This window comes from Saccharopolyspora soli, assembly GCF_022678645.1.
GTDB lineage: Bacteria > Actinomycetota > Actinomycetes > Mycobacteriales > Pseudonocardiaceae > Saccharopolyspora > Saccharopolyspora soli.
In genome coordinates this window covers 103,714-117,057 of sequence record NZ_JALBWV010000006.1, presented here as the reverse complement: position 1 = coordinate 117,057, position 13,344 = coordinate 103,714, and the positions used below count along the sequence as shown (strand labels likewise).

Genomic DNA, 13,344 nt, shown 5'->3' with positions numbered 1-13,344 from the left:
CGGGTCGTTGCTCCGCCGCCGGCACCACCTGGCGCGTGCCTGATGGTGTTCAGCCGGTGCCGAACAACCACCCAACGCCCCTGGCGAAGAGCACGTCCACACCGGCCACGAACGCCACCATGATGCTGACGAACACCAGCACCACGAGGGTGTAGGTCGCCAACGACTTGCGCGTAGGCCAGATGACCTTGCGCAGTTCGGCCACGACCTCGCGCAGGAAGCGTCCGATCTTCCGGAACAGCGAAACCCGACCCTGCCGACCGTCCCGCGATGGGGTTGGCCGACCCTTCGACTCAGTTGTGCGCGCCGAGTCGGACCCCGAAGAATTCGACTCGCCGGACCGGCCCTTGCGACCGGTCGGACGGGCGGAGGCACGACGCGCGCGCCGCGCCGCGGCGCTGGACGGACGAGCGGCGTCGTCGCGCGCTCCGTCCTGGTCCTGCTCGCGGTCCTCGCTCACGCCCATCCTCCGCTCACCGTCGCATCGACGCAGGGGCGACAGGACTTGAACCTGCAACCTGCGGTTTTGGAGACCGCTGCTCTGCCAATTGAGCTACACCCCTTTGGCGGTCCTGAACCTCGACCGCAATTCAGGACGCCCTGTACCGGCCCTGGAACCTTGTTCCAGGGAGTTCAGGCATCCCAGGTTCGAAAGTGTACGGCACGTCGACGACCTTGCTCCATCGGCACCCCCCGTGTCCGGCCATGAACAACTCCGCCGCTGGTGGGGAGCGTGTCGGAGGACACTTCGCATCTGCCAGGATTGCAGTCATGGCCGCACCTCAGACAGACCAACAGACTAAGGCGCGGGTGTCCGCGCGGATCGGCGGGATCAGCGAGTCCGCCACGCTGGCCGTGGATGCCAAGGCGAAGGCGCTCAAGGCCGCCGGGCGGCCGGTGATCGGGTTCGGCGCCGGTGAACCGGACTTCCCGACGCCGCAGCCGATCGTGGACGCCGCCATCGCCGCCTGCTCCGATCCGAAGAACCACCGCTACAGCCCCGCGGCTGGTCTGCCGGAGCTGCGCGAGGCCATCGCCACGAAGACCCTGCGCGACTCCGACTACACCGTGCAGCCGAGCCAGGTGCTGGTGACCAACGGCGGTAAGCAGGCCGTCTACCAGGCGTTCCAGACGTTGATCGATCCGGGTGACGAGGTCCTGCTACCCGCCCCGTACTGGACCACCTACCCCGAGGCGATCACCTTGCCGGGTGGTGTGCCGGTGGTGGTGCCCGCCGACGAGTCGACCGGCTACCTGGTCTCCGTCGAGCAGTTGGAGGCCGCGCGCACCCCGCGCACCAAGGTGCTGCTGTTCAACTCGCCGTCCAACCCGACCGGGGCGATCTACCCGCCGGAGCAGGTCGAGGCGATCGGCCGCTGGGCCGTCGAGCACGGCATCTGGGTGGTCACCGACGAGATCTACGAGCACCTGGTCTATGGCGACGCCCGGCACGTGTCGATGCCGGTCGTGGTCCCCGAACTGGCGGACACGTGCGTGGTGCTCAACGGGGTCGCCAAGACCTACGCCATGACCGGCTGGCGGGTGGGCTGGATGATCGGCCCGTCGGACGTCATCAAGGCGGCCGGGAACCTGCAGTCGCACCTGTCGTCCAACGTCGCCAACGTCTCGCAGCGGGCCGCGCTGGAGGCCGTCAGCGGTTCGCTGGACGCGGTCGCGGAGATGCGCTCGGCGTTCGACCGCCGCCGCCGCAAGATCGTCGAGCTGCTCTCAGCGATCCCCGGTGTCAGCTGCCCGGAGCCGCAGGGCGCGTTCTACGCGTACCCGTCGGTGAAGGAGCTGCTGGGCAAGGAGATCCGCGGCGTTCGCCCGCAGAACAGCGTGGAGCTGGCCGGGCTGGTCCTGGAGCAGGCCGAGGTCGCGGTGGTGCCGGGCGAGGCGTTCGGCACGCCGGGCTACTTCCGCTTGTCGTACGCGCTGGGCGACGACGACCTGGTCACCGGCGTGACCCGGATGGCGGAGCTGCTCAGCGAAGCCAAGTAGTCACGCACCACGAAGAGGGCCCGTCTCCGCGGAGGCGGGCCCTCTTCGCTATCCGGCTGATCAGCTCGCCGCGCGCAACTTGGCCAGCTTCGCTTCGGTGGCCTCGTCCGCTGGCGTGTAGAGGACGAGATGCAGTTCCGGCGCTTCGTCCGGGACGAGCGTGGTGTGGTCCAGTGCCAGCCGACCCGCCGTCGGATGGTTCAACAGCTTGCGGCCAGCACCCCGACCTGCGACGTCGTGATCCGGCCACCACTTCCGGAATTCCGGGCTGGCGTCGATGAGGGCGGACACCAGCTCGGCGAACCGCGGGTCCTCGGCGTAGTACCCGCTTGCCGCGCGGAGCAGGGCCACGAGGTGCTGCGCGACCTCCTGCCACTCGGCGAGCAGCGTGCGGCGCCGCGGGTCGGTGAACACCAGCCAGATGCTGTTGCGCTGTTCGGCGGGCACCTGGCCGAAGTCGCCGAGCACCGCGCTCGCCGCCGCGTTCCACACGAGCACGTCCAGGCGTCGGTTGGTGAGGTAGGCGGGCGCGGCCAGGTGCTCGACGAGCCGCCGCAGGTAGTCCGGCACCGGTTCCTGGCGAGGCGGCAACGTCGGCGGCGCTTCACCCCTGGCCAGTTGGAACAGGTAGGAACGTTCGGCGAAGTCCAGTCGCAGCACTTCGGCGATGCCCTCCAGCACCTGCGCCGAGGGGCGGACGTCGCGTCCCTGTTCGAGCCACGTGTACCAGGTGGGGCTGACCGCGGCGAGCTGTGCGACTTCCTCGCGTCGCAGGCCAGGGGTCCGCCGCCGTGCCCCGACCGGGAGCCCGACCTCGTCCGGCCCGATCCGGGCCCGCCGGGTCCGCAGGAAGTCGGCCAACTCCGCTCGCCCGGCCGTGGCCACGTTCGCCTCCCGTTCCGCTGGTCATGCGACTCAACCGCCCCGGCACCGGCATGGGGGGACCGGCAATTTCGCGCGAAATCGGCATCCAGCCGCACCGGATGGGCGTCGAACGCCAGGACGCGAAGAGAGGGACTTCGAATACCAGGATAACCACTGTCTGGTACCAGGATCACTCGCGGTCGAGGCTGGTCCCGCCGCCGGAAGTGCTGGCGGGGAGGGAGATCAGGTGACCACCGCGCTCGCCGTCGCATCCAGTCGCCGTTGGGCCGCGCTCGCGGTCCTGCTGATCGGCAACTTCCTGGCGATCCTCGACGTGTTCGTCGTGGTCGTCGCCGCACCCGCGCTCAGCCGCGGCCTGGGGGCCAGCCCCGGAGAGGTGCAGCTCGTGCTGGCGGGCTATCAGATCGCCTACGCCGCCGGGCTCACCACCGGCGGGCGACTCGGCGACGCGCACGGCCGCCGCCGGATCTTCACGATCGGTGTCGGGTTGTTCATGGTGATGTCCGCGTTGTGCGGACTGGCGCCCTCGCCGGAGGTCCTAGTGCTGGCCCGGATCGGCCAGGGACTGGGGACCGCGCTGCTGTTCCCGCAGGTGTTCGCGGTGGTGCAGGTGCTGTTCGACGACAACACGCGCCCGCGTGCGTTCGCCGTGCTGGGCTGCGTCATCGCGCTGGCCTCGGTGCTCGGTCAGCTGCTCGGCGGCTGGCTGATCGAACTCGACCTGTTCGGGCTGGGCTGGCGGCCGATCTTCCTGATCAACCTGCCGATCGGGGCGGTCGCGCTGCTCGCGGCACCGGTGCTGGTACCCGAGTCGCGAGCGCCGGGCACCCGCCGTCTGGACCTGGTCGGCGCGGGCTTGGCGGCTGGCACGTTGTTCGCGCTCACCACGCCACTGCTGCTCGGCCAGGATCTTGGCTGGCCACTGTGGACAATCGTGTCGTTGGGCGCGACGCCGCCGCTGGCATTCGCCTTCCTGCGCCACCAGCGGAGCTCCGAGCTGCGAGGAGATGCTCCGGTCGCGCCGCTGTCGTTGTTCACCAAGCCGCATTTCCGCCGCGGCATCGGTTTGGTGCTGCTGTTCTATTCGGGCTTGAACGCGTTCTTCCTCACGTTCGGGGTGTACCTGCAGGACGGGCGAGGTGTCGATCCGTTCGGCGCGGGGATGGCCTTCGTCCCGCTCGCCGTCGCTTTCACCGGGGCATCGCTGCTGGCTCCTCGGTTGCGCCGCCGATTTGGCGACGCAGCGTTGGCCCTCGGCGCGGCACTCTCCGCTCTCGGGATGTGCGTGGTGGGCGTTGCCGTCCTGGGCGAGCCGCAGATCGGCATGGAGATCGGTCTGCTGGTGACCGGTTTCGGCGAAGGTCTTTTCCTGACACCGCTGCTCAGCACCGTGCTGCGCGGAGTTCCGGCGGATTCGGTCGGTGCCGCGTCCGGACTCGTCAGCACTGCTCAGCAGCTCGGTGGTGCGCTCGGGGTGAGCGGGTTCGGGCTGCTCTTCTTCACCTCGCTGGCCACCGTGGGCCACGCATCCGCACTGGCGATCACCTGCGCCGCAATGGCAGCCACCAATGCCCTCAGCGCGATCCTGGTCCGACGATTGCACCGAGCACCCACCCGTGATCCCGGTCGGAACCCACGCCAACCCCGCCACGGGTTCACTCGATGAGGTCGAGGTGAAGGGCACGTTTCACCGAGTAAGAGGGCGCGCTCGCACCGCCGCGGGTTCTCAGAGGCTTTCTCGCGAGGACAGCCCCGACGCCGTGGGACATACATAAGTCGGGGATCCCGGAGACGAGAAAGCCTCTGAGGTTCCGCCACCCGCACCGCCACGCAAAACGAGCCGCGCACTCTCCAAGCCGGTCAAAGGTGCCCTTCACCTCTCATGTCGGGAGGGTTCAGTCAGCGAGGCGGACGATGGCGGTGGCACCGCCGAGGACGCCCTGGCCCGCGCTGCGGGTCGTGATGTTCACCTTGACGGTGCCGTCGTCGTTCTTCGCCGAGATCTTGCCGGACACCTCGACCAGCGCGCCGGTGTCGTCGTCGGGCACCACTACGGGCCGGGTGAACCGCACCCCGTAGTGCAGGATCGCGCCCGGATCGCCGGTCCATTCGCTGATCACCCGACCGGCGACGGCCATGGTGAGCATGCCGTGCGCGATCACGTCCGGTAGCCCGACCTCGGTGGCGAACCGCTCGTTCCAGTGAATCGGGTTGAAGTCGCCAGACGCACCCGCGTAGCGGACCAGGTCAGCTCGCGTGAGGGCGACGGTCAGGTCCGGCAGCTGATCACCGACGGAGACGTCCGACATCCGCACGCTCATCACGCTTCTCCCTCTTGCGCCGTGCCGCGGGCGACGAGCATCGCCTTCCCGGTGCACACCGGTTCGCCGTCGACGGTAGCGATCTCCGCTCGCACCGTCAGGAAGTCGTTGCCCGCGCGAGCTTTGATGTCATCGACGTGCACGACGGTGACGAGCCGATCACCAGCCCGAATAGGCCGGTGGTGGATGAACTCCTGCTGGCCGTGCACCACGCGGCTGTAATCGAGGCCGAGCTGCGGGTCGTGCACGACCACCTCGTTCGCGGCCATGGACATGATCATCGCGAAGGTCGGCGGCGCGATCACCTCTGGGTAGCCCGCGGCCTTGGCGGCCTCCGGATCGCGGTAGAGCGGCGAGTCGTCCTTGATGGCGTCGGCGAACTCGCGGATCTTCTCCCGACCAACTTCGTAAGGAGACGCGGGCGGATACGAACGCCCGATGAATGAAGGGTCAAGCGGCACCCCAGCAGGCTACCGGACCAAAAACAAGAGCCCGCCCCCAACAAGAAGGGACGGGCCAACACCAGACACCAGCCGCAGCACACCAACACCCTCAACAGCGGCCAACAGCCGCCCAATGAGCTGGCAACCAAACAGCTGGTCAATGATCAGATCGGGAACGACACCCCACGCGAGGAGCCAACGAAAGGCGACCACCGCACCGTGGGGGTTTGGAGGGCTCGGCCCCCAGTTAACACTGTGACCGAGATCCGGCGAAGCGCGAAGCGCGAGCAGGATCGAGCCTCTCGGTCACATCGCGGTCAGCGGGTTTCCTTGTGCAGCTTGTGCGTACCGCAGTTCGGGCAGAACTTCTTCATCTCCAACCGGTCCGGGTTGTTGCGCCGGTTCTTGTTGGTGATGTAGTTGCGGTGCTTGCACTCCTCGCACGCCAGCGTGATCTTGGGTCGGACGTCGGTGGCGGCCACGGAGGTGCCTTTCTGTCTCGATCGTTACTGCCGGAACGGTTCGCTTGAGATCCGCACGAACCCGTGACTGGTAGCGGTGGCCGGACTTGAACCGGCGACACAGCGATTATGAGCCGCTTGCTCTACCGACTGAGCTACACCGCCATGCTGGGACCTTCGGCGCATGCACCGGGCGTCTCAGCGGACGCAGGATATCCCATGCAAAACAGCCACAGCACCCAGTTTACCGAGCACCGCGGCTGCCTTTCGAGCCCCAATACGGAATCGAACCGTAGACCTTCTCCTTACCATGGAGACGCTCTGCCGACTGAGCTATTGGGGCGTGCCCTTGCGGAGCGATTAGAACTTTACACAACCGCCGAGGCCACGCCCAAACCGGGGGGTCGCTGGGCTGAAAAGCCTGGTCATCACGGGGTTTTCGGCCCAGAGGGGCCCTCTTCGCCCAGGTCGCGGGGCTCAGTGCAGCAGTGTGAGCACCGTCTCGGAGCGGGCTCCGCGATCACGCTTGGTGCGGGCCTGCAACCACGCTTCGAACCGCTCCTCGGACAGCGGTCGGGAGATCAGGTAGCCCTGCGCGACGTCGCAGCCCATCTCGACCAGCTGGTCGCGCGCTGCGTCGTCCTCCACGCCCTCGGCAACCACCACCAGGTCCAGCGAGTGCCCGAGCTCGACGATCGAGCGGACCACCGCCATGTCGCCCAGATCGGTGCCCATGCCGAGCACGAAGCTCTTGTCGATCTTCACTTCGTCCACCGGCAGCTGGCGCAGGTAGGCCAGCGAGGAGTACCCGGTGCCGAAGTCGTCGACCGCCAGCACCACGCCCATCGCGTGCAGTCGGCGCAACACCGGCAGCGCGCGCTCCGGATCGGCCATCACGCTCGACTCGGTCAGCTCGAAGGTGAGCAGTTCCGGCGGGATGTCGTGGCGCAGCAGGGCCTCGCCGACCCGGTCCGGGAACGTCTCGTCGGCGAGGTTGCGCACCGACAGGTTCACCGCCACCGACATCCGCAGCCCCCGGTCGAGCCACTGCCGGATCTTGATCAACGCGCATTCCATGACGAACGAGGTCAGCGCGTCGACCAGCCCGGTCGCCTCGACCAGCGGCACGAACTCGTCCGGGTCCAGTCGGCCGTACTCCGGGTGCGACCAGCGCACCAGCGCCTCTGCGCCGACGACCTGGCGGGCGGGTAGCGCGACCTTCGGCTGGTAGTGCACCTCGACCTGCCCGGAGTCCAGCGCCTGCCGGAACTGGGTCACCAGTTGGAACCGGCGCAGGAAGACCTGGCCCATCGCGGGGGCGTAGCCGCGCACCCCGTCCTCGCCGTTGCGGGCGGCCCGCACCGCGACGTCGGCGTGCTGCAACAGGGTGTCGATGTCGGTCTCGCATTCACCGTCGACCGGTGCGGACGAGGCGTAACCGCCGACCCCGGCGGCCTCCACCACGATCCGGTCGAGCGGGTACGGCTTGCCGATCGCCTCCCGCAGCTGCTGGGCGAACGCGTGCGCCTGGGCTTCGGTGTGGTCCAGCAGCAGCACCGCGAAGGAGTTCGCCTCCAACCGGGCCAGCGGCGCTTCGCCGAGTTCTTCCCGCATCCGCTGCCCGGCAGCGACGATCATCCGGTCGCCCCAGGTGTAGCCGAGGGCCTCGCTGACCGTGGTGAGCACGTCGAGATCGACCCGCAGCACCACCGCGGTGCGACCGTTGCGCAGCTCCTCGGCCGCCATCTCGCGGAAGCCGGTGCGGTTGAGCAGCCCGGTCAACGGGTCGTGGTAGGCGTCGTGGCGCAGCCGCGCGAGCAGTCGGCGGTTGTCCATCGCGGTGGCCAGGTGGCTGGCCAGGGTGTGCAGCAGTCGCACGTCGGCCCGGCCGAAGCCGCGCCAGCGGCTGACCCGGTCGTGCACCTCGACAGCACCGAGCAGTTGGCTGGCGCCGCGCAGCGGCACGACCAGCGCCTCGTACGCCCCGCGCTGGCGCAGCGCCCGGCGCACCTCTTCCGGCGCCTCCAGCGTCCGGAACGAGCGCACGTGGCTACCCGGCAGTTGCAGCAGCGGATCATCGCGCAACGCCGACGGCGCGGCCTGCTCCGCCAACTCCGGCAGCGACTCGCCCGCGACCAGCGTGCTGACCTCACCGCTGGGGTCCAGCCGCAGCCTGAGCACCACTCGCGTGGCGTTGAGCTGTTCCCGGATCCGTTCGGCGACCGGCTCCCACTCGCTGACCGACACCTCCGGCTCGCCCGCGACGGAGTCGGATGGCGGATGCGGCGCGGCCTGCCCGGAACGGGCCACGCTGAGGCTGACGTCGCTGAGCGCTTCCAGGTCGCGCTGTTCGCGCAGCAGGCCGGAGTACGCCCGGTACAGGCCGATCACGGCCGCCCCGACCAGCGCCACCAGCAGCCAGCCCCACAGGGTGCTGATCGCGACCTCGTAGCCGATCAGGCCGACCGAGGTGTTGAGCAGGCCGACGGCGAGCGTGCGGACCGCGAGCCGGGCTCCGGCCGACACCCGCATCGCACCGCCCAGCACGTGCAGCGCGGCGAGCGCGAAGCCACAGCTGATCAGCGGTGAGGTCAGGGTGCCGATGACCGGGCCGAACCAGTCGGGGGCGACCCCGACGAGCGCCCGGTTCACCGCGTTGGCCACCGCGAACGGCACCGCGATCTCCAGGCACATCACCCCGGCGTTGTAGACGACGTGGGTGGCCGCGCGGCGTCCGACCTGCGCGCCGAGCCCAGCCAGCAGGTTCGCCGCGAGCACGACCTCGAACGGCACCGTCAGCAGGCCGAGGATCAGCGGGATCTCGGTGAACGAGATCGTCCAACCGACCCGCTTCACGTCCACGTCGATGGTCAGCTGCTCGGCCAGCAGGAAGCCCATGGCCAGCAGCGGTCCGATGAACAGCAGGTTCGAGCTGTAGTGGAAGGGCAACCATGCCGAGGTCACCACGGAGGCGAGCACACCGGCGGCGAGCACCACGAGCGAGAAGACGGTGAACATCCGGCGCCGCACCGGATCCACCTCGGCGCGCACCGGCGGACGGGCGGTCTCCAGGCCGGAGTGCGGACCGAGGGAGCGATGACGCTCGATCATCCACGCTCCTCCCCGCCCGGTGGCACGGTCGTGCCACACAGTTGCCGTCGCGATCGTGACGCACGACAGCCCGGTTGGCCAGTGGCGAATGGCCCCCGTTGCATGTGCCGGACGCACGCATCACCGTTGCTGCGCGCGGTTCGACACGACATCCTCGTCCGACGCCGCGATCTGACCTGCAAGAATTTCACAAGTTGCGTCGAGCACCAAGGGTGGTTGGGCTTGCGGTGACTTGCCCAGGATTTTGTGACGATCGCCGCAGCAACGGCTTGACGCCACCACGGTACGCAACACCTGTGAACGCGCTGTTACCGCTGCAACCCGAACTCGTCCAGGAAATCCCGGATCGCGCGGTCCAGGTCGGCCAGTCCCGACTCCTCCACCGGCAGGTGCCCGGCCCCGCTGAGCGGCGCGCAGCGGGCAGGCGCGGCGAGCCGGTCGAAGAACTGCCGGGACAGCAGCGGCGGGGTCCACCGGTCTTCCGCGGGGTGCGCCAGCAGCAGCGGCGGCCCGGCGAAGCGCTCCGGGGGCACCGCTGGTGGACTGGCCAGGCAGCTGCGGACGAAGCCGAGCGGCAGCCAACCGCCACCGCCGATGGCGTCGGCCCACACCAGGTTGGCGAACTGGGCGTGGTTGGACACCGCCGCGATGTTCGCCAGCCAGTGCACCGGCACCCGGGTCATGCCCAGCGGTTTCGGTACCAGCGAGAGCAGTCCGGCCCAGCGCGCCATCTCCGGCCGGGCGGCGAGCCGCCGTCGGACCTCGTCGCGCCGCGGGTCGGCCAGGCAGGTGGCGATCACCCCGGCCACCGCGCCAGCGGCGCACGCGGCGACGTCGTAGGCCAGGCGGCCGCCGGTGCTGATGCCCAGCAGCACGATCGGCCGGTCGTCGCGGACCCGCTCGGCGTCGATCAGGTCCAGCACGCAGGACATCCAGTCCCGGTAGGTGATCGGCCGCCGACCGGTGCCGGTGAGGCCGAAGCCGGGTAGGTCCGGGGCGATGAATTCGAGGTCCGCCAGCGACGGCAGGCGCCCGTAGGGAGCGAGCATTCGGCCGTAAGTACCGATTCCGTGCAACGCGATCAGCTTGGCCGGGGCACCCGCCCGCGCGACGCGGTCGACGTGCACCGACATGCCGCGCCACGACCACCACTGCTCGGCGGGCGCGTTTTCCTGGGTGAGCCGGAGCGCACCGGGGAAGAAGTCCTGGTAGCGCAGCCAGTAGAGCTGATCGCGGTAGCCGGGGTCGACGACGGTGGCGGACCCTGGAGTGGGTGGAGCGCTCGAACGCACCCTTCGAAAATACGGATCGGACCGGACCATGCGCATCAGCCAACAGCAGGCACGTACCTGGTTCGAGCAAGCGCGAACAGCACACCTGGCCAGCGCCGATGACGTGGGGCGACCGCACCTGGTACCGGTGGTCTTCGCGGTGCGCGCAACCGTGATCGTCACCGCAGTCGATCACAAGCCGAAGACCACCACGAACCTCAAGCGGCTGCGCAACATCGCCAGCAATCCGCACGTCGCGCTGCTCGTCGACCACTACGAGGACGACTGGTCCCGCCTGTGGTGGGTGCGCGCCGACGGCGAGGCGGTGCTGGCCGAACCAGGCGAGCAGCCGGACCTGCTGGCGGCGCTCGTGGCGAAGTACCCGCAGTACCAGCAGAATCCTCCGACCGGCACGTTGATCGTGACCCAGGTGTCCCGGTGGACGGGCTGGTCGGCCGCAGAGCCGTGAGCCGGGCTCTACGGCTGTTTGCGCTCCAGGTGGACGACGTCTGAGTCGAGGTCGAGAGGTCCGCCCGCCTCGCGGTCGTCCTCCTTGACCACCTCCACCCACGCCAAGTGCTCCAGCTGGTGCCGGGCCCCGGCGCTGAACAGGCCCTCGACGCCCAACGCCACCCCGGCGCCGCGGCCTGGTTCGGCAGATCGCTGCGCGGCGGTTGGTTCGGCGGCGCGCAGCGCCTGCCGCCGCTTCGCACGACCTGCCCGATCAATGGCCATACCGCCAGGCTAGCCGGGCGTTGTCGTTGCTGGTCAACGTAGCCGTCAATGCGCCAAGTGCGTCGCGTAGGCTGCGCAGCCGTGGTCGATCCGTATTCCGTCCTGGTCAGCACGGCAGAACTCGCGGATCTGGCGAGCGCGCTGGACGTCGTCGACGGACATGGCGATCTCAACGACCGCTACCGCAAGCTGATCGCGGATTCGCGGCGGACCCTGGCGGCCGACGAGATCCGCCTGACCCAGGCTCGCGGCTTGGCGAAGCGGCTGATGGTGCTGGTCAAGGCAGCCGGGCCGAACTTCCGCGAAGCACTGCCGGACGAGGCCCGCGCCGAGCTGGACCGCGGCCTCGCGCAGGCCAACGAGCTCGTCCTCCGCCCCGAACAGGACTGAACCCCCTTCGGAATGCGTAGTTGCCGGTATGTATCATTTTCTGGCAAGCCAGCGGAGCTGGTGCGCAAGCCGGGTTGCCCGAGCGGCCAAAGGGAGCTGACTGTAAATCAGCCGCGCAAGCTTCGGAGGTTCGAATCCTCCACCCGGCACCCGTCGGACCGACCCCGTTGACCAGCTGAGCTGGCTGCGGGGTCGGTTTTTTGCGCGCACCCGCTTGGCGACCTGCACTCGGCCTCAAGCGGTGCCCGGTAGCGTGTCGCCGCGAGGCACGCGCTGTTTCGGCTCAACGGGAGGTAGAAGGTGGCAAACCCGTCCTTCGACGTGGTTAGCAAGGTCGACCACCAAGAGGTGGACAACGCGTTGAACCAGGCAGCCAAGGAGTTGGCGAACCGGTTCGACTTCCGCGGTACCGGCTCCAAGATCCAGTGGTCCGGGGAGAACGCGGTCGTGCTGGAGTCGGAGACCGAGGAGCGCTGCAAGGCCGCGATCGACGTCTTCAAGGAGAAGCTGATCAAGCGGGGGATCTCGCTGAAGGCCGTCGACTTCGACGAACCGGCCAGCTCCGGTCAGCTCTACAAGGCCACCGGCAAGGTGGTGCAGGGCATCTCGCAGGACATCGCGAAGAAGATCACCAAGAAGATCCGCGACGAAGGCCCGAAGGGCGTGCAAGCCCAGATCCAGGGCGAGCAGTTGCGGGTTTCCGGCAAGAAGAAGGACGACCTGCAGGCCGTCATCCAGCTGCTGAAGTCGAGCGATTTCGACGCGGCGCTCCAATTCGAGAATTTCCGGTAAACCACCGCTGGAGGTATCCGGATGAAGGGGATCGTGCTGGCTGGGGGCAGCGGGACGCGGCTGCACCCGTTGACGCAGGCCGTTTCCAAGCAGTTGTTGCCGGTGTACGACAAGCCGATGGTCTACTACCCGGTGTCGGTGCTGATGTTGGCCGGTATCCGGGACGTGCTGCTCATCTCCACCCCGGCGGACATGCCGCTGTTCCAGCGGTTGCTCGGTGACGGGTCCCAATTCGGCATCCGGATCAGCTACGCCGAACAAGCCGAGCCCAACGGACTCGCCGAAGCCTTCGTGATCGGCGCGGACTTCGTCGGCGAAGACCCGGTGGCGCTGGTGCTCGGTGACAACATCTTCTACGGGCAGGGTTTTTCCCGGATCCTCCAGCAATGCGTGCGGGACCTCGACGGCTGCACGCTGTTCGGCTACCCGGTGCGCGACCCGCAGCGCTACGGCGTCGGCGAACTGGACGACGCAGGCCAACTGGTGTCCATTGTGGAGAAACCGGAGCAGCCGGGGTCCAACCTGGCCATCACCGGCCTGTACTTCTACGACAACGACGTGGTGGACATCGCCAAGGGACTCAGCCCGTCAGCGCGCGGCGAGTTGGAGATCACCGACGTCAACCTCGCCTACCTGGCGCAGGGCCGGGCGCGGCTGACCCAACTCGGCCGGGGCTTCGCCTGGCTGGACACCGGTACCCACGACTCGCTCGTGGAGGCTTCGCAGTTCGTGCAGGTCCTGGAGCACCGGCAGGGCGTGCGGATCGCCTGTCTGGAGGAGATCGCCCTGCGGATGGGCTACATCTCGGCCGACGCCTGCTTGGAACTCGGCAGCAAGCTCGCCAAATCCGGCTACGGCCAGTACGTCATGGACGTCGCCCGGCGCTCCGGCGCCACCGGCTGACCGCCACCGGTTCGCAATTTCTCGCGAAATT

At 68.6% G+C, this 13,344-nt stretch carries 14 protein-coding genes and 4 tRNA genes; 7 read left to right on the top strand and 11 right to left on the bottom strand.

The features are described from left to right. Positions 1-49: 49 nt before the first annotated feature. A complete protein-coding gene (gene secE / locus MOQ72_RS06595; protein WP_242181182.1) occupies positions 50-460 on the bottom strand; it encodes a preprotein translocase subunit SecE in 411 nt (136 codons plus the stop codon). Between the two features lie 30 nt (positions 461-490). After that, positions 491-563: transfer RNA gene (locus MOQ72_RS06590), tRNA-Trp, on the bottom strand. Positions 564-771: 208 nt separating this feature from the next. Here MOQ72_RS06590 and MOQ72_RS06585 point away from each other — a divergent pair. Beyond that, positions 772-2,001: a pyridoxal phosphate-dependent aminotransferase gene (locus MOQ72_RS06585; RefSeq protein ID WP_242181181.1), complete on the top strand. Its 1,230-nt coding sequence runs from the start codon at positions 772-774 to the stop codon at positions 1,999-2,001. A gap of 60 nt (positions 2,002-2,061) precedes the next feature. On the opposite strand, the gene MOQ72_RS06580 is transcribed toward MOQ72_RS06585, so the two are convergent. Further along, a complete protein-coding gene (locus MOQ72_RS06580) occupies positions 2,062-2,886 on the bottom strand; it encodes a helix-turn-helix domain-containing protein (protein ID WP_242181179.1) in 825 nt (274 codons plus the stop codon). Between the two features lie 226 nt (positions 2,887-3,112). On the opposite strand from MOQ72_RS06580, the gene MOQ72_RS06575 reads away from it, so the two are divergent. Further along, positions 3,113-4,552, top strand: a complete 1,440-nt coding sequence (locus tag MOQ72_RS06575; protein ID WP_242181178.1) for an MFS transporter — start codon at positions 3,113-3,115, stop codon at positions 4,550-4,552. Positions 4,553-4,781: 229 nt separating this feature from the next. On the opposite strand, the gene MOQ72_RS06570 is transcribed toward MOQ72_RS06575, so the two are convergent. From MOQ72_RS06570 to MOQ72_RS06540, 7 genes are all read right to left on the bottom strand, one after another. Then, entirely contained in the window at positions 4,782-5,207 is a 426-nt protein-coding gene (locus tag MOQ72_RS06570; RefSeq protein ID WP_242181175.1) for a MaoC family dehydratase, read from the bottom strand. Continuing rightward, positions 5,207-5,668, bottom strand: coding sequence for a MaoC family dehydratase N-terminal domain-containing protein (locus MOQ72_RS06565; RefSeq protein ID WP_242181174.1), 462 nt, complete (start codon positions 5,666-5,668; stop codon positions 5,207-5,209). Before MOQ72_RS06565 ends, MOQ72_RS06570 begins: the two co-directional genes overlap by 1 nt. Before the next feature lie 299 nt (positions 5,669-5,967). After that, a complete protein-coding gene (gene rpmG / locus MOQ72_RS06560; RefSeq protein WP_179718271.1) occupies positions 5,968-6,132 on the bottom strand; it encodes a 50S ribosomal protein L33 in 165 nt (54 codons plus the stop codon). Positions 6,133-6,200: 68 nt separating this feature from the next. Next, positions 6,201-6,276 (bottom strand) — tRNA-Met (locus tag MOQ72_RS06555). 105 nt (positions 6,277-6,381) lie between these two features. Then, positions 6,382-6,454 (bottom strand) — tRNA-Thr (locus tag MOQ72_RS06550). 134 nt (positions 6,455-6,588) lie between these two features. Continuing rightward, positions 6,589-9,222 carry a putative bifunctional diguanylate cyclase/phosphodiesterase gene (locus MOQ72_RS06545; RefSeq protein ID WP_242181171.1) on the bottom strand — a complete coding sequence of 878 codons (2,634 nt, stop codon included), beginning with the start codon at positions 9,220-9,222 and terminating at the stop codon, positions 6,589-6,591. A gap of 308 nt (positions 9,223-9,530) precedes the next feature. Next, complete coding sequence (locus tag MOQ72_RS06540) at positions 9,531-10,514, bottom strand: alpha/beta fold hydrolase (protein ID WP_242181170.1); 984 nt, start codon at positions 10,512-10,514, stop codon at positions 9,531-9,533. Positions 10,515-10,542: 28 nt separating this feature from the next. On the opposite strand from MOQ72_RS06540, the gene MOQ72_RS06535 reads away from it, so the two are divergent. After that, positions 10,543-10,962, top strand: a complete 420-nt coding sequence (locus tag MOQ72_RS06535) for a TIGR03668 family PPOX class F420-dependent oxidoreductase (protein WP_242181169.1) — start codon at positions 10,543-10,545, stop codon at positions 10,960-10,962. An 8-nt stretch (positions 10,963-10,970) separates the two neighbouring features. Here MOQ72_RS06535 and MOQ72_RS06530 read toward each other — a convergent pair whose 3' ends face one another. Continuing rightward, positions 10,971-11,228, bottom strand: a complete 258-nt coding sequence (locus MOQ72_RS06530; protein WP_242181168.1) for a hypothetical protein — start codon at positions 11,226-11,228, stop codon at positions 10,971-10,973. Positions 11,229-11,309: 81 nt separating this feature from the next. Between MOQ72_RS06530 and MOQ72_RS06525 the strand changes: the two genes are divergently transcribed. The 4 genes from MOQ72_RS06525 to rfbA all read left to right on the top strand — a co-directional run bounded on the left by MOQ72_RS06525 (position 11,310) and on the right by rfbA (position 13,313). Then, entirely contained in the window at positions 11,310-11,618 is a 309-nt protein-coding gene (locus MOQ72_RS06525) for a hypothetical protein (protein WP_242181167.1), read from the top strand. A 68-nt stretch (positions 11,619-11,686) separates the two neighbouring features. Beyond that, positions 11,687-11,767 (top strand) — tRNA-Tyr (locus tag MOQ72_RS06520). Positions 11,768-11,918: 151 nt separating this feature from the next. Then, the gene (locus tag MOQ72_RS06515; RefSeq protein ID WP_242181166.1) at positions 11,919-12,410 is read left to right on the top strand and encodes a YajQ family cyclic di-GMP-binding protein; all 492 of its coding nucleotides are present in this window, start codon (positions 11,919-11,921) and stop codon (positions 12,408-12,410) included. Between the two features lie 21 nt (positions 12,411-12,431). Beyond that, a complete protein-coding gene (gene rfbA, locus MOQ72_RS06510; RefSeq protein ID WP_242181165.1) occupies positions 12,432-13,313 on the top strand; it encodes a glucose-1-phosphate thymidylyltransferase RfbA in 882 nt (293 codons plus the stop codon). Positions 13,314-13,344: the final 31 nt, after the last annotated feature.